Below are 17,147 nucleotides of genomic sequence, written 5' to 3'. Positions count from 1 at the left end.
CCCAGCGGGAGCGAGCTCCCTCGCCACAGGGGTTATTCGTCAACCAGGGCCGTCAAGACTTCGGTTACCGAAACAAACTCACGATCAACCTGTGGCAAAACCGGCCGCTTCAACACCATCACCGGCACCCCCCGCTCCCGTGCCACTTCCAGCTTCGGCTCGGTCGCGGTACTGCCGCTGTTCTTGCTGATCAGCACATCAATCTGCCGACGCTCAAACAGCTCGCGTTCATCCCCGATCACAAACGGTCCACGTGCGCCGATGACTTCGCAGCGGTCGTTGCCGGGGTAAACGTCCAGCGCGCGTAGCGTCCAGAATTGCTCCGGCGGGATTTCGTGCAGGTGCTGCAAAGGTTCGCGGCCGAGGGTGAACAAGGGGCGGTGGAAGGGTTTCAGGGCGTCGATCAGTTCGGCCCAGTCAGCGACTTCGCGCCAGTCATCCCCTGCCTGGGGTTGCCAGGCCGGACGGCGCAGCGCCCAGCAGGTGATGCCGGTCAACTGCGCGGCAGTCGCGGCGTTGTGGCTGATTTGTGCGGCGTAGGGATGGGTCGCGTCCAGCAGCAGGTCAATGCCTTCATCGCGAATGAATTGCGCCAGACCATCCGCGCCGCCGTAGCCGCCGACGCGCACCTGACAGGTCAGATCCGTCGGCACCCGGCCAACACCGGCCAGGCTGTAAAGGTGTTCAGGCCCAAGGGTGCGAGCGATGGCCAGCGCTTCCGTCACGCCACCGAGCAGCAACATGCGCTTCATTGAAAAGCCCCCGCATGGCCGACAATCCCGCCCTGACGATCGATGGCAAACACTTCGACCTGAACCTGCGCCGGCACCACGCTGCGGGCAAAATCCAGGGCGTGCTGACACACCGCGTCACCGAGGGCGATGCCCGCAGCGGCAGCCATGGCCAAGGCTTGCTGACTGGTATTGGCTTCGCGAATGGCCTGTTGCAGCGTTTCATCCGCGCCGACCGCTGCCGCCCATTCGGCCAGTTGCGGCAGATCAATGCTGGAGTGTCGACTGTGCAAATCCATGTGCCCGGCCGCCAGTTTGCTGATCTTGCCGAAGCCGCCGCACAGGCTGAGTTTATCCACAGGCACTTTGCGCAGGTGTTTGAGCACAGCGCCGACGAAGTCGCCCATTTCGATCAGGGCGATTTCCGGCAAGTCGTAGACCCGGCGCATGGTGTCTTCGCTGGCGTTGCCGGTGCAGGCGGCGATGTGCAGGTAGCCGTTGGTTTTGGCGACGTCGATGCCTTGGTGGATCGAGGCGATATACGCCGCACAGGAGAACGGCCGGACAATGCCGGTGGTGCCGAGGATCGACAAACCGCCGAGAATCCCCAGTCGCGGGTTCATGGTTTTCAGCGCCAGGGCCTCGCCGTCCTCGACGTTGACGGTGACCTCGAAACCGCCGCTGTAGCCGAGTTCTTCGGCCAGCAAGGTCAGGTGATCGGTGATCATTTTGCGCGGCACCGGGTTGATCGCCGGTTCGCCGACGGCCAGTACCAATCCGGGACGGGTCACCGTGCCGACGCCCTGACCGGCAATGAAGCGGACCCCCGGCTCGCCAGTCAGCCGCACCTGAGAAAAGAGCAAGGCGCCGTGGGTCACGTCAGGGTCATCACCGGCATCCTTGAGGGTCCCGGCTTCGGCGCCGTCGTCGGTCAGGCGACAAAATTCCAGGCGCATCTGCACGTGCTTGCCCTTGGGCAACACGATCTCGACCGCATCCGCACCCATCCCGCCCAACAATAGACGCGCTGCGGCCAGGCTGGTCGCGGTGGCGCAACTGCCGGTGGTCAGGCCGCTGCGTAGTGGGGCAGGTTGTTCGGCGGTTTCATCACGCATCGCAGGGCTTCGTCACGTCCAGCAAGGTAATCGGCAGCGCCTGGCGCCAGGTGTCGAATTCACCCAGCGGCTGCGCCTGGGCAATGTGGATGCGGGTCAGCTCGCCGCCATGCTGTTCGCGCCACGCCATCAGGGTCATTTCACTTTGCAGCGTGACCGCGTTGGCGATCAATCGACCGCCGGGTTTGAGTTGCGCCCAGCAGGTGTCGAGCACGCCTTCGCGGGTGACGCCGCCGCCGATGAAAATCGCGTCCGGGCGTTCGAGCCCGGCCAAGGCCTGCGGCGCGTTGCCGCGAATCAGTTGCAGGCCGGGAACACCGAGGGCGTCGCGGTTGTGTTCGATCAGCAGTTGCCGACCGTCATCGGCTTCAATGGCCAGTGTGCGGCACGTCGGGTGGGCGCGCATCCATTCGATGCCGATCGAGCCGCTGCCCGCGCCGACGTCCCACAGCAGTTCACCCGGCACCGGCGCGAGACGTGCGAGGGTGATGGCGCGGACGTCGCGCTTGGTCAGTTGACCATCGTGCTTGAAGGCCGAGTCCGGCAGCCCGGCCAGTCGCGAAAGGCGCAACGTGTTTGGCTCGGCGATGCATTCGATAGCGATCAGGTTCAGGTCGGCGACTGTCGGATCGTTCCAGTCATTGGCAACGCCATCGATACGCCGTTCGGCTGCACCGCCCAGATGTTCCAGCACGGTGAGGCGGCTCGGACCAAAACCGCTTTCGCGCAGCAGAGCGGCAATCGCCGCCGGGCTTTGACCGTCGTTGCTCAGCACCAGCAAACGTACGCCACTGAACACCTGCGCATTGAGGGTGGCGAGCGGCCGGGCAACCACGGAAAGCGTCACCACGTCCTGCAACGGCCAGCCCATTCGCGCAGCAGCCAGCGAACAGGAGGAGGGCGCCGGCAGAATCTGCATGTCTTCAGCGGATACCTGGCGCGCCAGGCTGGCACCGACGCCGAAGAACATCGGATCGCCGCTGGCCAGCACGCACACCGGCTCACCGCGACGGGCCAACAGCGGCTCAAGTGAAAAAGGACTCGGCCACAACTGGCGCTCGCCACGGATGCACACCGGCAGCAAATCCAGTTGCCGCTGACCGCCCATAATCCGCGAAGCGCGCAGCAGGGCATGCCGGGCGTTCCTGCCCAGGCCCTTGAAGCCGTCTTCACCGATTCCCACTACCGTCAGCCAGGGTGACATCTACCGTCCTCAAAAATAGTCCTCAAACGGACTGTTCCGACGGGCAGGCTTTTCATGCCGCCCGACAAAGCAGGCATAATACCGCGCCTTCGCCCGCGAAGCGCCTTTCCCACCTAGCCGGTCTCCCCCTTGAACGAACGTCCGATGTCCACTGCCTTACGCCCCTCGGCTTGCCCGGGGTTGCTGCGTATTGTTCAGGCACTGGATGGCGGCATCTGCCGGATCAAGTTGAATGGCGGTTCGATCAGCGCCGATCAGGCTGACGCGGTGGCGAATGCTGCCGAACGCTATGCCGGTGGCGTGATCGAGGCGACCAACCGCGCCAACCTGCAAATTCGCGGGATCGGCGGTGAACAGGGTGCATTGATCGACAGCCTGATGGCGGCCGGGCTTGGCCCGAGCAGCGCCGCTGGCGATGATGTGCGCAACCTGATGCTCAGCCCGAGCGCCGGCATCGATCAGCACCTGTTGATCGACACGCGTCCGTTGGCCGGGCAGATGCTCGCCACGCTGCAAAGCGATGCACGCATGCATGACCTCAGCGCCAAATTTGCCGTGCAACTGGATGGCGGCGAAGCCTTGGCGATGCTCGAACATCCCCATGACCTGTGGCTTGCAGCGGTTGAGCGAGACGACGAACAACGCTGGGCTTTCGGTCTGGCCGGGTGCCCGACAGACGTGCCCGCTGGTTCGGTGGCGCTGGATCAGGGCCATGCGCTGGTCGTTGCGGTGCTGGAGTTGTTTCTTGAAGAGGCACGTCCCGAGCAGACACGCATGCGCCATCTGCTCGCTGAATGTTCACTCGACGTGTTTCTCGCTCGACTGGCCGAGCGAGTGCCGCTGAAAGCCATCGAGGGTTGGCAACGCGTCGCAAGTCCGAATGTCTTGCACATCGGCGCTCATGCGCAGCGTGACGCCAAGCGCGTGTACATCGGCGCAGTGCCGCCACTGGGGCGTCTCGATCCAGCGATGCTGCGCGGTGTCGCACAACTGGCACGGGAACACGGCGACGCCAGCCTGCGCTTCACGCCGTGGCAAAGTCTGTTGCTGCCCGGTGTGCGGGCCGACAATGCCCCGCAAGTTATCCACAGCCTCGAACAACTCGGCCTGCGCTGCTCGGCCGACGACGCCTTGGCCCACCTGATCGCCTGCACCGGCTCGACCGGTTGCGGCAAAGGCCTGGCCGACACCAAGGGCGATGCCCGGCAACTGGCCGCGCTGCTGCAACGTCACGGTCATTCGCCAAACGTTCACCTGTCGGGGTGCTCGCGTTCCTGCGCCGCTGCGCACATCGCGCCCATCACCTTGTTGGCGGTTTCCGCCGGTCATTACGACCTCTATTTTCGCGATGCAGCACAGCCCGGTTTCGGGGCGCTGCACGCACGCAATCTTACTATTGAAGCGGTCGCAGCCTTGTTCGACGACCGCTCACGGAGCCCCCTAGATGCTTGATTACATCCGCGACGGTCAGGAGATCTATCGCAACTCCTTCGCGATCATTCGCGCCGAGGCCAACCTGGCGGGCATCCCCGCTGATCTGGAAAAGCTCGCGGTGCGCGTGATCCACGCCTGCGGCATGGTCGATGCCATCGCCGGCCTGCAGTTTTCCGAAGGCGCGGGCAAGGCCGGGCGCGAGGCGCTGGCCGCCGGTGCGCCGATCCTGTGCGACGCGCGGATGGTCAGTGAAGGCGTCACGCGCACGCGCTTGCCAGCGAACAACCAGGTCATCTGTACCCTGCGTGACGACAGCGTTCCGGAGCTGGCCCGCGAGTTGGGCAACACCCGCTCCGCCGCCGCGCTGGAACTGTGGCGCCCGCATCTGGAAGGCAGCGTGGTGGTGATCGGCAATGCGCCGACCGCGCTGTTTTACCTGCTGGAAATGCTCGACGCCGGTGCGCCGAAACCGGCCCTGATCCTCGGCTTCCCGGTGGGCTTCGTCGGTGCCGCCGAATCCAAGGCAGCACTGGCTGCCGACAGTCGCGGTGTGCCGTTTGTCATCATGCAAGGCCGGCTCGGCGGTAGCGCCATGGCCGCCGCCGCCGTTAACGCCCTCGCCACGGAGATCGAATGATGCAGCAACCTGGACGCTTGATCGGCCTGGGTGTCGGCCCCGGTGATCCGGAACTGATTACCGTCAAAGCCCTGCGCCTGCTGCGCGAGTCGCCGGTGGTGGCGTACTTCGTCGCCAAGGGCAAAAAGGGCAACGCCTTCGGCATCATCGAAGCGCATTTGCAGGACGCGCAAACGCTGCTGCCGCTGGTCTACCCGGTGACCACCGAAGCACTGCCGGCACCGCTATCGTACGAGCAAGTGATCAGTGATTTCTACGATGCGGCCGGCGAAGAGCTCGCGGCGCATCTGGACGCGGGCCGTGACGTGGCGGTGATCTGCGAGGGTGATCCGTTCTTCTACGGCTCCTACATGTACCTGCACGATCGTCTGGCCGAGCGCTATGAAGCCGAAGTCGTGCCAGGCGTTTGCTCGATGCTCGGCGGCGCTTCGGTGCTGGGCGCGCCGTTGGTGTACCGCAATCAGAGTTTGTCGGTGCTGTCCGGCGTGCTGCCTCACGACGACCTCAAGCGTCGGCTGGCCGATGCCGATGCGGCGGTGATCATGAAGCTGGGGCGTAACTTTCCCAAAGTCCGTCAGGTGCTCGAAGAGCTCGGCCTGGCGGAGCGAGCGCTGTACGTCGAGCGCGCAACCATGGCCAATCAGAAAATAGTGCCGCTCAATGAGGTCGAGCCGATGTCTTCGCCGTACTTCTCGCTGATCATCGTTCCCGGTGAAAGGTGGCAAGGCTGATGGCCCGTCCAGTTCCGGCGATTGTCATTCTGGGCAATGGCAGCCTCGCGACGGCGCGCAAAATTCAGCAGGTCTACCCAGGCGCGATGATCCATGGCCTGGCTGAACGGGTTGACGGCGCGGACCGTGTGTATCACGAGTTCGGCGCAACGTTGCGTGAGTTTTATCAACAGGACACGCCGATCATTGCGCTGTGTGCGGCCGGCATTGTCATTCGCACGCTGGCGCCGTTGTTGCTGGAAAAGGGCGCCGAGCCGCCGGTGCTGGCCGTGGCCGAAGACGGCAGCGCCGTGGTGCCGCTGCTCGGCGGGCTGGGTGGCGTGAACGTCATGGCGCGAGAAATTGCGGCGGGGCTGGAGGTCGCAGCGGCGATTACCACCAGCGGTGAATTGCGCTTTGGCACTTGCCTGCTCAATCCACCCAGCGGTTATGCGCTCGGTGATCTGGAACTGGGTAAACGCTTTGTCTCGGATTTGCTGGCCGGCCAGAGCGTGCGCATCGAAGGCGCGGCGCCATGGCTGGCGCAGGCTCAGTTGCCGGAAGATCCCGAGGCGCCATTGTCGATCCATGTTGGCAGTGCCGAGCGCATGCCAGCGGCCAACGAGTTGCTGATCTACCCGCGCAGCGTGCTGGTGGCGGTGAACGCCGAGGTGGCGGACCTGCCGACTGCGATTCGCGCGGCGTTGCATCTGGCCAACATCGCCGTGCAATCGCTGGCGTGCCTGTTGGCCAGCGATCTGCACATGGCTAACCCGGCCTTGCGCGAAGCGGCGCTTGAACTGGGCGTGCCGCTGCGGTTTGCGTCGGTCAACGGCGGCGTCAGCGAACTGGCCCGCCACACCGTGCCGGACGCTACCGTTGTGTCGGCGGATACCGGCATCGCCATCGCGGTGGCCAACGAACCACTGGAGCTTGCACAGATCGGTCGTGCACGCGGCCGTCTGGCGGTGATCGGTCTGGGCCCGGGTGCCGCCGAACTGATGGTGCCTGCGGTCAAGGCCGAACTGGCGCGCGCCAATGATGTGCTGGGTTATGAAACCTACGTGCGCATGGCCGGGCCGTTCCGCGACGATCAGGTGCTGCACTGCACCGACAATCGCGAAGAAATGCAGCGGGCGCGTCATGCGTTCGAACTGGCCGCTCAAGGGCGCTCGGTGGTGGTCGTGTCGTCGGGTGATCCCGGTGTGTTCGCCATGGCGGCAGCGGTGCTGGAAGCGCTTCACGAATCTTCTGATGCAGCGTGGCACAACGTTGATCTGGACATTCTTCCGGGTGTCTCGGCATCGCTGGCGACCGCTGCACAGGCCGGTGCGCCTCTGGGCCATGACTTCTGCGTGATGTCGCTGTCTGACAACCTCAAGCCATGGGCGATCATCGAGAAGCGGCTGGATCTGGCGGCCGAAGCCGACCTGGCGCTGGCGTTCTACAACCCGATCTCCCGCTCGCGTCCCTGGCAGTTGGGGCGGGCACTGGAGATTGTCGCGCAGCATCGCAGCGCAGAGACGCCAGTGGTGTTGGGCCGTGATATCGGTCGCCCGGGGCAGACCTTGCGCGTCACGACGCTGGGGAAATTGACCCCGGATCAGGTCGACATGCGCACCATGGTGCTGATCGGCTCGTCGACCACCTGCGTATTTGCGCGTGCCGACGGCGGCGAGTGGGTCTATACGCCGCGCTGGTATGGCGACAAACCAGCGACTTGAGTCTTGACGCCCCTTTCGGGGCGTTGTTGTTCCTGTCTGAGCAACAGCCTCTTCGGCCGCTTTATGGCTGCCGCCGCCTCAATGCAAATCGTTTCATAACCTGATCACGGAGCTTGTTCGCCATCAGTTCTCTTTTCGTGTCGAGTTCGGCCCTGTTCAATTTTAGAAAGGCGCTCTGCTGCACCAGCGTTGCTGATTGTTTTTCCCAAGGCCAAAACAAAAAACCGCTTTTTTGGGTATCGGCAACCAGTTCGAGATTGAAAACCGCCATGTGCAGATTGCCTCTGGTGTCATAACGCGAAGGCGCCACCTGGAAGCGACGTCCTCTAAGACTTTCCTGGTCCAGTGAAAGCGCGGCAGGCGTGTCGGCTTTTAATGCATCAAGGGTGTCAATCATGGCGTTTCCTTGCCGTGGATCCTCCATGGTTTTCGCACGCTGCACCAGAAAGTCGGCAACGCTCCCCGTAAGGGTTGAGCGTGTGCGTGTCGTGATGACGCCGTCATGCAGCGACCAGCCCAAAAACATCAATGTGCGAACGTATTCATCCAGCCAGTAGTTGGAGTTCGCAAAGCGATTCTGAGTAAGGTCAGCCGACCTTGTGGCCAGTCGAGTGCAGTCCGTCAAATCATCAAAGTCTTGCAAGGACAGTTCGCCGATACACGAAACAAGGTTGTGGCCTGCGACGACACCGGTCGGTGTTTGGCTACTCATGAGCTATTCCTGATTGATAGAAGGGGTTGAATATTTCGCAAGGAGACTGCGAGCGGGAGACACTTCATGCAGATTACTATGTGGAGCACTAAGGTCAGTTGCGAAAGTTATTCTTGTTGTGTTTTTTTGTCGGGTGAGTGACGAGCGCGTTAAGAAAGTTATACATATATGGAATACAAATTCTTATTGTTGACTGGAAAGCAGTGCGTTAATTTCTCGGCTCACCCAATAGTGGGTGTTAATCAATCTTAAGGGAAGTATCTACATGGACTGTATGGAAAGTGTTGTCAGCATTGATGAAAGTACTGCTTTAGTTAAAGCTCGCATCAGCAAGCGTCAATTGATGCGACCTGTTGTTGCTCGTGCACGGGCACTGGCCGTAGCAGACCCTGCCAGCCCGACCAAAGAACTGGATGCCGTGGTCTTGGCCGATACACTGGTGGGTTATGGCGCCAACATATCGCTTGAAAATATGGCAGTTATTGAAAACCTGATTAAATTTTCGAAGCTGGAAGCCAGTTATGAAGTGCCAGGTGATGATCCCGAAGCGTGGTACCTGGAGTTTCTGAAATGCATGGATGATTCGGGTTGCTTTGTCGCGGATGCGGGGTATACGGCCTATCAAAAGCGCTCCTATCAACTGACCATGGATAATATCGTTACCGATATCGTCAAAGCCGGGGTCGATGCGGCGAAAGCTGTAATACCTGGCGCTGCAGTACTCAGCGCGATCGTTGATTCGACATTGGACGCCTTGAAGAAGGAGCCAGAGGCCATCAATTTACTTAATCGTGAAGTGGTCAAGAGCAAAGGCGTAAGACTGGCAATCATGCCCTGCGACCAATTGGCGAACGGTATTATTCTGACGTCGTTAGCATCGATTGACAGCGTCGGTGGCAATAACGATACCGGGCTGGTTTTTTTCGACTGGAAAACAGCAGGGCGCGATATTTTTCGCGGCAGTGCCTACATTACTTTTAATCCAATTCGTTATGCGGAAATAAAGGCGGATCTGGAAGAGTACCTTGGCGAGCATTTCAAGGCGGCGCTGAGCAAACGGTTCCAGCGACGCAAGAACAAGCTAAGTTAAGTTGAGTTAAGTTAAGTTAAGTTAAGTCAATCGACCCGCTCGCTGCCGGCTATTTTTTAACAAGGAAGTTTTCTATGAATGAGCAGGAAGTTCGTCGTGCGAACGGCTACGTCAGTTTTGTCGATCTTTTTAAAGTGTCTGAACTTGAGCAGGCGTTACAGGAACACAAAGGGACAGACGATTATGACGCGGTCTTTCGTTATTACTTCGGTTGTATCAGCGTGCTTGATTTTCCACGAATGCGTACGCCGCTCGGCTTGCTGCTTCAGGCGCTCAAGTCTTTTACCCAACCCTCGGGGCGACGCCGGCGCTCGGCAGAGGTGAAGGTGCTGGCAGAACCGGGAGCAGGTCCGTCTGCGACCCTGACGGACATTCTTGAGCGGGTCGAAACGTTCCAGACACGGTTGTCCCATAGCGTCGAAGAACTGACCGTCGCAGCGATTGAAGTGCCGAAGAACCTGCACTTCGTTTGGCTCGGCGGCGGCATCGGGGATATTCAGCGCGATTACATCACTCTCTGGAAGCAGGTCATGGCCGGGGAAGGCCACAGCATCAAACTCTGGTATGACAGCGACGCGCTAATGGCCTACGAGACCAATCGGATCATTGTCGAGGCGGCGAAAGCTGAGGCGATGCTCAAGGGAGGGAGCAGCAGCAAGACGGCCATCGAACTCGGCGACAAGTACGAAGAGCGGGCGATTGTCCTGAAGCAACAAATGAGCGCGCATATAACCCAGGCTGTCGAGCGCGGAGAAAAAGCCGACGACGCACGAATCGATCTTCTGGTCCGGGGTTATGGCCAGAACGAAGCGGACTTGAACGCCTTGAAGGCAAAAAACAACAAGAGCATTTCGGCGCTGGGCGAGGGCGGTGTTGAACTTCGGGATCTGGCGAACAATGGCGCACCGCTGCAACTACAGTCTGTTTACGAACGAGAAATCAGACTGCGCGGCAACCTGGCCGCCGCTTCCGATGTTGTACGCGTCGAGGCGTTGTTTACTGAAGGGGGACGTTACGCAGATGTAGATAACCTGCCGCCTCTTCTGGACGTGCTGGACGAAGTGGACATTAGCCAGTTCGGCAGTGATGCGCGTCTGGGTGTGCTGCAGTTAATGCTTGATCATAATCCTGAATGGATACCGGGCCGTCAGGCACTTCGCAGCAAGTACACTGACTATTTCAAGGAAATCCCCGAGGCACATCGTTCGAATCTGGAACGTTTTGCAAAAAGTCGCCCTGCCTTGAACCGCGTTTTCCGCCCGTCCGCAGAGGGCCTTGTTCGTCCGAACGGTCTGCGGGCTGTCGCCGAACAAAGTAGTTTGAATAATGCATTCCTGATGGCTCATGCCGGGTCGGCAATGCTCAGCGCCGTCATCGAACGATTCAGATTCAACTATGAAATTGTCGATGCCACTGCCCGATTGGCCATGGAGCGAAAGATTGCTTTGATCGACACCGAGGCCATGAGCGGTCTTGCGCTGGAGGTCGTCGAGAACAGAGTAGGTCCCTTGGTCGCACTGCCGCCGGAAGAAGAACTGTCCCTCGGCTTTCTGGTTGAAGCGGCAGCGGCCTATTACAGCGATGGTATCCGGCCGCAAAGCGAAGTGACGATCTACCTGACCGGACCTGCTGCGATGCGAGACGCAATCGCAGCGTACGCCAAAACGTACTTCACTCCTATGGCGGCTCAAGCCTGGCGAGCGGACGTCGCTATTGCCGCCACTGCGACCGTCAACCGGGCAACCGAGGAGGAGCTGGATCACTCCTGGAAGGAAAACGAAAGCGATACGGCTCAATGGCTGATTAAAGAAAAACAACGGTGGGAGAAGGATAACTTTAAGGCGCGCTACGTCGGCAACATGGACCAGTTGCTGGATAACCAAACCCTCCATTTCGACCATGGCTGGCCGGTGATCGAGGGACGGCATGTGTTATCGACCGAGCGGCTGCAGTCGCTGGCGCAGTGGCTTGGCGAACCATTTTTGCAAGCAATGAGCGAGCAGATCACCGGTGAAGTGATCTTCGACAAGTCATTGCTGCTGGATTTTGACGAGCGGCAATCCATCTTCGCGCAAGAAGTCGAGGTACCGCCGACGTCTGTCGTTGTTGAGGCGGCCCGGGTTTTTCCACTCGATGAACTGCTTCACCGGATCAGCAGGGGCATGTTGAAGGTCGAGCAACTGAACCCACTGCAGCGGTTGTTGATCGGTTCGTTGCTGGGTGCACGGGGAATGGATGACCGCAGCTTCGGCGCGATTAACGCCGGGTTGGAGAACCTTGCCAATACGGTGTCCGAATTGGGTGTTTCGCACCGATATGGGGCCATTGAACGGGAGCTTTTCAAACAAAATCACCCGGCGTTCGTGGCGGGCATGGCCGGTGCCTCGGCGCCCTCCATTGCGTTGTCCGAGACCAGTATCGAGCTGAAAAAACAGGCGCTTGAGCGCTCACTGACCTTGGAGCAATGGGGGCGTCAGGTTGCCCGGATCCAGCAGGTGGCAAAACTCGAATACCGTGACCGGGTTAGCGAGCGGATGACTGACGTGTTGGAAAGCTTCGACCGCGGCAGTTTCAAACTGGTGCCGCAAGACTTGTTGCTTCAGGGCTCAGGTGACCGGATCGCCGGGCGCTGTTACCCGCTGGCATTGGCCATGGCCGCTGCAATCGGTAAAGGCGGCGACGCAGCCAACATCCTGCGGGAGCGGTTTTACCTGGCGGTCATGGAGCCCGACGCCAGCGATTCGAATGCGTTTGTGAGCATCATCGAGGAGCTGCGCGATACCGACGTCCACGACATCGGTGCAGCGGTAATTCTCTCGGATCTGGCGCAAGTCATCACTAAGCTGGAAGAAAAAACCGGCACCCGCACGCTGATGCTCAATTCTGACAATCACTCGATGCTGGTGGCAAAAACATCCGACGGTAGACGCAGCACCTATCATTTTTACGACCCGAATTTTGGTGTTTTCGAGTTCGATACCGCTGGAGCATTCGGCGAAGCGCTGGAACATTTTTTCATTGGTCAGGAGATGGCCAGGCATTACGCGGCCTACGGAGAGGCTACGCGTCCGACCTTTGACTTGATTGAACTCGACGCTGCCCTGCTCAATGAACGGGTGTTGCCATCGGGTGCCCGGGTTTCCAGCCTGTCCGCCCCAGGAACATTGCCGGAGCAAACGGCACCTCGGGTAAGGCAACGGCTGGCCAGCGCCCGTGGGCAATCGCTGGTCAATAACGTGGTGCTGGGCAGTTCATTGCTGGAACTGGACGCTCACTGGTGGGGTGGGCAGATCGCGCAGGCGACACGGCAGTTGCAGGAGCAACACAGGCTGACGTCGAGTGCTGTTGTACTGTTCGAGACACTGGAAATAACCCCTCAAGGGGCTTACAAAATCAGTCTGGTCGATCCGGCGAGTCCGCAAACCATTGAGCGTGTCACCACCGACGACCACCGGTTCCTGAGGATTAAAAACTTCCTCACGGAAACCTTCCGTTCATTGGCAACCCGTCCGCGTGGGCCGATCAATGCGCCGGATCCTACGGACGCCGGCAGCGTTCATACCCTCAATGCCGGTTTCACCATTCAGGCCTTGATGAACTCGCTACGTCATCAAGAGCGCGCGTCCAGCGGTGGTGACAAGGCCCTGACCACCGCCATTCGTTTGCATGCCTACGTCAACTACGCCCAACTGGCCCATGGCAACGTGGTGGATGTGATTGGCGTGGTGACACTGGTGCGTCAGGCACTTGATGATGAAAAGCTGATCGCTCGCACCAGCGTACCGCTGGTACAAAAAGCCTTGGGGCATGTTGCCAATGAAGGTGTCGCAACGGTATTGGGGATGGTGAATGTCGGGTTTGATATTTATCAGTTGAACCAGGCCACCAATGACATTGAAAAGGCGCAGTTCGGGACGCAGTTGGCGTTCGACTCTGCGAGTGCGGTGTTGGGCATCGCCGGTCTGGGTGCCGCGCTGGCTGGCGCGGGTACGGTGGCCGCGGTGCTGGGGGGCGCCGGTGTCATTTTAGGCGGACTGGCGGTGGGTGTTACTGCGCTGGCGGAAGGTTTTGCCAGCATTGCCGAGGAGGTTAAAGAGGTCGGTCTGTTTTTTGAGGGTGTGGAAAAAGCTTATCAGCAAGGCGGCTATCACCTGGACACGGCGTCGAATGCCTGGGTTGCGCATCCGTTGCTGGTATTCGCCGATCTTGATTTACGCGCATCCAGGGTCCGTTTCGACAGCCCGAAGCTGTTTCCGCTTCGGGACCATTTCGGGGTTCCGGATTTCGATGTGGATTACGACCGCGCCGTCGATATCCGCCAGGGACTTGAGTTGCCGGACTCGGCGCCTTTCGCACCGCAGCCTGGACAGACGATCGTTCTGCCTTGCACACCGAAGACGTGGTACGGCTACGAATACAAGGCGTTGCCATTTGTCACGCTTCGTCATGCCGGTGGATTCGACACGGCACGTCGGCTGGAGAAAAAGAACGAACAGGGGCAATGGCAGTTTCTGTTTTCGTTCTACTCGTTTCCCGGTGAGTACGTCGTCAACAAGTTGAATCCCGTCTACAAACCAACGGTTTTCGACGTTCGACTCGACAACGTCGAGCGCTCGCTGGTAGTGCCTGCTTTACCCAAGGTGTGGCACAACATGATCACCTACCGGATTGAAGGTGCAGGTGCTCAATGTTCCGTGCTGCTCAATCCCGGCGTGAGCCTGGAACTCGATGCGCCGGGCCACACCGCAATGCGCTGGATGCTGCTGGCTCCCTGGTTGAATGAGGCAGATGTTCGAGTCGAACAGTCGGCAAGCCTGATCTCAGGCACGCTGAACGTGAAGTTCATTGGCCGCGGCGTTCATGATGTGTTGCTTAAGCTTGCGGGTAACAAAATCGTGCGTGTTGATCTTGCTGCCCGACAGTTGGAGGTGGTCGAAGAGTCGGCCGACCCGGCTCTCGGGGAGCAAGCGTTGCTGGATCACTTCAAGTCACTGGCCCGTGAACATCGTCTGGTCATGCCCTATACCCCCGTTCATGAGTTCGTGGTTCCGTTCGAAAAACCGGACGAGCCGAGGAAGGTGGCCGCGTATTACGATTCGGCTCAGGATCGTTTTCTGTATATCCGCGAGCCGAGTGTCTTGTTGGCCGATGAGGCCGTGTTGGGAGCAGTGGTCGAGGGCTCGGCCTTTTTCTATCACCCTGAGAGTTTCGACGTCTGGCAGGTCGACGCAACCACCGGCACACTGGTTCGGCGTTATCGTTTGTTGGTAGGAGATGGCCTGGCGATTGTCGGTTGTGAGGCCATGGCCGATGGCAGCATTCAGGTGGTGCAGCAGCTCACTCGAAAAGAAGGCGAGCCTGATGAGCTGACCTACCGGATCCGTGATCAGGCAGTGTTGCTCAACTCGATTACTCGCGGTCAGGATCCTGCGCTGCAGGCTGTTTTGGACGCGGACACGCTGACGGACTGGAAGCAGGTGCTGGGTCACTTTGTGTTGCCGGGAGAGTCCGCGAATACGGTGGATTGGCGCCCTGGTGCGCTGGTATCGATTTGTTGGCAGATTGATGCCACGTGGCGGGATCTGGTCTGGGTGCGCGACGGTGACGGGTTGATCATCCGTGCACCTGCCAGGCGTCACCGTACGCGAGGATGGGCGGACTCGGTCAAGGCGTTGGCCGACCTTCTGCTCATCGCTCCTGCCGGTGCCGAGGGCGAAGTGTTTGTCACCTACGACAAGCCTGAGCAACGCCTCATTCGACTGCAAAAGTCGATGGTGAATGGTCGCGTGCAATGGACATTCAGAGACGTCGGGCCCCAAGGGCTGAAAAATGTTGCTGCCGTCGGGCAGGACTATCTTGTGCTGACCGACTCTGGGCTGTTTTTCAATATGACGCCTGACGGGAATCTGCGATTGGGCGGGCTGACCGAGACCTGGTTCAAGGATCGAACCCAGTGGTGGTCGGCGCTGGCAACGGTGGCCACGGACTACCCTGTGTCGAGCTTTGCCATCCTGGGATTAGCCAGTTTCAAGGGCGATACCGGTTTGTGCGCCTGGTACCTGGACGATCGGCTGTTGCTCTCGGATCCTGGTCATGGAAAAGAAGTACGGTTGCTGAGTATTACCCCGGACAACCAGGCCGTCTGGCTGTTTGATCTTTCCACGGGCAAGATTTTTCGCCAGCGCTTTATCGATCCGGACCGTTTGAGCGGGGCATTTGCACAGGGAGTGAGACTGTTGGTGGCTGAGGCATTACCGTCCGCGCAACAGGAATGGGCGCCTTGGACCTTTGCCGATGTTGCAGTGGCGGGGGCTGGCCTGAGGGCAACGACCTCAGAAGGTCTGGAGGTGGATTTACAGCATAACGAGCAGCCACGGATTACAGGCGTTGGCAGCCATTGGGTCGCTGCACTGGAAGGAGAATTGAGTGAAGGCCTGGCACGGATGGCGAACGAACACCGGTGCGCTGAGTTTGTGTCCGTCAAAGACCCTGACTACTTGCAATGGTACGTGGTCCGGACCGCACGATTGATCCGCATCCCGAAGGCCACCATTGCTGCGCAGTACACGCTCGTTGGCACCCGGCAGCAAACCAGTGTGATGCTGCATGAACACGGGGACGGCTTTTTGCACACGTATCCGCAAAACACCAAGGTCGGCCCTCTCGACTACATCCAGCGAAACGCCGAGGTATTGGTGATCGAAGGGCCGAAAATGAGTGCGGACCTGCTCCCGTTGATTGCCGATGATGTCCGCATACTGGTGCTCAAAATGGGTCAAGGTGCAACGACCAGCCGGCTTACCAGAGCGGCGTGGTTGAAACTTGAGTCTGTCATCGTCGATTGCCGTTATCCGCTTGAGCAGCCACCGTCGATCCCGGGCAAGGTGATTCTGGACGCCCTGGTTACGGATCAGTGGTGGGTAAGCCTGGTCGATGAACACCTGGTGATGAACGACTCGTCCAGCGGGCACAGCCTGATCTTTCGTGGGGTTTACTCATCGGATGTGACGTTGCGTGGTGATGTGTTTCTTGCGCTCAGTGGTTACAGGTCCTGCGCGGTATCGCAGATAGTGGCCGAGTTGATGAGGCAAAAAGGCACGTCCGTCAGTGCAACGTTAAAAGAGCTGATGTCGCATGATCAGGTAGAGGTGATGGCAGAGCCGTCTTTTTAGGGCGTAGCGTCCCTTGCCTGCTTACGGCACCAGATAACCTTTCACACCCGTGAAAATAATCTGTGCCGCCAGCGCGCACACAAACAATCCCATCAACCGGCTGACAATCTGCAAGCCCTGGTCACCGAGAATACGCTCGATGTGGTTCGACAGATAAAGCACCACGCCGACGGTGAAACTCGCCAGGGCAATGCTGAGAATGGCCGTGAGTTTGTCGTCCCAATGAGGTTGGCCTATGCCCATCACCAGTAATGCGCCGATGGTGCCGGGGCCGACCGTCAGGGGAATGGTCAGCGGGACGATGGTGACGTCCTGCTGCACGTTGTCGGTTTGCACCGCCGACTTGCCTTGGGCCATGCCCAGTGCCGAGATGAACAGCACACTGCCGGCACCGATGCGGAACGCGTCCACGGTGATACCGAACACACTGAAAATCACCCGCCCGAACAGATACAGCAAGACGCTGGACACCAGCGTGGCAAGCGCCACTTTCCAGGCAAGGCGTCGTTGTTCCTTGCGCGAATAACCGCGGGTCAGGCTGATGAAACAGGACAACACGAAGAATGGGCTGTAGAGCACCAGCATCTTCAGGTAAACGCTAAACAACACTTGGAGCAT

General features: G+C 59.6%; 11 protein-coding genes. 6 read left to right on the top strand and 5 right to left on the bottom strand.

Annotated elements, in window-relative coordinates:
* Positions 1-32: 32 nt before the first annotated feature.
* Genes EAH78_RS23465 through cbiE form a run of 3 tightly spaced genes read right to left on the bottom strand, consistent with a single transcriptional unit; the run spans position 33 to position 3,050 of the window.
* Positions 33-752 carry a cobalt-precorrin-6A reductase gene (locus tag EAH78_RS23465; RefSeq protein ID WP_140669646.1) on the bottom strand — a complete coding sequence of 240 codons (720 nt, stop codon included), beginning with the start codon at positions 750-752 and terminating at the stop codon, positions 33-35.
* The gene (locus tag EAH78_RS23460; protein WP_140669645.1) at positions 749-1,846 is read right to left on the bottom strand and encodes a cobalt-precorrin-5B (C(1))-methyltransferase; all 1,098 of its coding nucleotides are present in this window, start codon (positions 1,844-1,846) and stop codon (positions 749-751) included. Before EAH78_RS23460 ends, EAH78_RS23465 begins: the two co-directional genes overlap by 4 nt.
* Positions 1,839-3,050 (bottom strand): precorrin-6y C5,15-methyltransferase (decarboxylating) subunit CbiE, encoded by a 1,212-nt coding sequence (gene cbiE / locus EAH78_RS23455; RefSeq protein ID WP_140669644.1) that lies wholly within the window; start codon positions 3,048-3,050, stop codon positions 1,839-1,841. Before cbiE ends, EAH78_RS23460 begins: the two co-directional genes overlap by 8 nt.
* Before the next feature lie 144 nt (positions 3,051-3,194).
* Between cbiE and cobG the strand changes: the two genes are divergently transcribed.
* The 4 genes from cobG to cobJ are packed head-to-tail and all read left to right on the top strand — an operon-like array spanning position 3,195 to position 7,555.
* Positions 3,195-4,502 (top strand): precorrin-3B synthase, encoded by a 1,308-nt coding sequence (gene cobG, locus EAH78_RS23450; RefSeq protein WP_345789808.1) that lies wholly within the window; start codon positions 3,195-3,197, stop codon positions 4,500-4,502.
* Entirely contained in the window at positions 4,495-5,121 is a 627-nt protein-coding gene (locus tag EAH78_RS23445) for a precorrin-8X methylmutase (RefSeq protein WP_140669642.1), read from the top strand. The genes cobG and EAH78_RS23445 overlap by 8 nt, the downstream gene beginning before the upstream one ends.
* On the top strand, positions 5,121-5,852 hold the full coding sequence (locus EAH78_RS23440) for a precorrin-2 C(20)-methyltransferase (protein WP_033049173.1): 732 nt from the start codon (positions 5,121-5,123) through the stop codon (positions 5,850-5,852). The genes EAH78_RS23445 and EAH78_RS23440 overlap by 1 nt, the downstream gene beginning before the upstream one ends.
* On the top strand, positions 5,852-7,555 hold the full coding sequence (gene cobJ, locus EAH78_RS23435; RefSeq protein WP_140669641.1) for a precorrin-3B C(17)-methyltransferase: 1,704 nt from the start codon (positions 5,852-5,854) through the stop codon (positions 7,553-7,555). The genes EAH78_RS23440 and cobJ overlap by 1 nt, the downstream gene beginning before the upstream one ends.
* A 61-nt stretch (positions 7,556-7,616) precedes the next feature.
* Here cobJ and EAH78_RS23430 read toward each other — a convergent pair whose 3' ends face one another.
* The gene (locus tag EAH78_RS23430) at positions 7,617-8,267 is read right to left on the bottom strand and encodes a hypothetical protein (RefSeq protein WP_140669640.1); all 651 of its coding nucleotides are present in this window, start codon (positions 8,265-8,267) and stop codon (positions 7,617-7,619) included.
* Positions 8,268-8,532: 265 nt separating this feature from the next.
* Between EAH78_RS23430 and EAH78_RS23425 the strand changes: the two genes are divergently transcribed.
* Together EAH78_RS23425 and EAH78_RS23420 are read left to right on the top strand one after the other, a co-directional pair.
* On the top strand, positions 8,533-9,357 hold the full coding sequence (locus tag EAH78_RS23425; RefSeq protein ID WP_170219159.1) for a hypothetical protein: 825 nt from the start codon (positions 8,533-8,535) through the stop codon (positions 9,355-9,357).
* Positions 9,358-9,431: 74 nt separating this feature from the next.
* Positions 9,432-16,529 (top strand): TcdA/TcdB pore-forming domain-containing protein, encoded by a 7,098-nt coding sequence (locus EAH78_RS23420; RefSeq protein WP_170219158.1) that lies wholly within the window; start codon positions 9,432-9,434, stop codon positions 16,527-16,529.
* Between the two features lie 21 nt (positions 16,530-16,550).
* On the opposite strand, the gene EAH78_RS23415 is transcribed toward EAH78_RS23420, so the two are convergent.
* Positions 16,551-17,147: a MarC family protein gene (locus EAH78_RS23415; RefSeq protein WP_140669639.1), complete on the bottom strand. Its 597-nt coding sequence runs from the start codon at positions 17,145-17,147 to the stop codon at positions 16,551-16,553.

Origin of the sequence: Pseudomonas arsenicoxydans (genome assembly GCF_006438915.1) — a bacterium.
In the GTDB taxonomy this organism is placed as follows: domain Bacteria; phylum Pseudomonadota; class Gammaproteobacteria; order Pseudomonadales; family Pseudomonadaceae; genus Aquipseudomonas; species Aquipseudomonas arsenicoxydans_A.
Note: the sequence above shows the minus strand (reverse complement) of the source record. Positions and strands in the feature narration are given on the sequence as shown.

Coding starts and splice junctions, on each gene's coding strand:
- cobJ (WP_140669641.1), top strand. CDS start 5,852: ATGGCCCGTCCAGTTCCGGCGATTGTCATTCTGGGCAATGGCAGCCTC.
- EAH78_RS23415 (WP_140669639.1), bottom strand. CDS start 17,147: ATGCTCCAAGTGTTGTTTAGCGTTTACCTGAAGATGCTGGTGCTCTAC.
- EAH78_RS23460 (WP_140669645.1), bottom strand. CDS start 1,846: ATGCGTGATGAAACCGCCGAACAACCTGCCCCACTACGCAGCGGCCTG.
- cobG (WP_345789808.1), top strand. CDS start 3,195: ATGTCCACTGCCTTACGCCCCTCGGCTTGCCCGGGGTTGCTGCGTATT.
- EAH78_RS23445 (WP_140669642.1), top strand. CDS start 4,495: ATGCTTGATTACATCCGCGACGGTCAGGAGATCTATCGCAACTCCTTC.
- EAH78_RS23440 (WP_033049173.1), top strand. CDS start 5,121: ATGCAGCAACCTGGACGCTTGATCGGCCTGGGTGTCGGCCCCGGTGAT.
- EAH78_RS23430 (WP_140669640.1), bottom strand. CDS start 8,267: ATGAGTAGCCAAACACCGACCGGTGTCGTCGCAGGCCACAACCTTGTT.
- EAH78_RS23425 (WP_170219159.1), top strand. CDS start 8,533: ATGGACTGTATGGAAAGTGTTGTCAGCATTGATGAAAGTACTGCTTTA.
- EAH78_RS23420 (WP_170219158.1), top strand. CDS start 9,432: ATGAATGAGCAGGAAGTTCGTCGTGCGAACGGCTACGTCAGTTTTGTC.
- EAH78_RS23465 (WP_140669646.1), bottom strand. CDS start 752: ATGAAGCGCATGTTGCTGCTCGGTGGCGTGACGGAAGCGCTGGCCATC.
- cbiE (WP_140669644.1), bottom strand. CDS start 3,050: ATGTCACCCTGGCTGACGGTAGTGGGAATCGGTGAAGACGGCTTCAAG.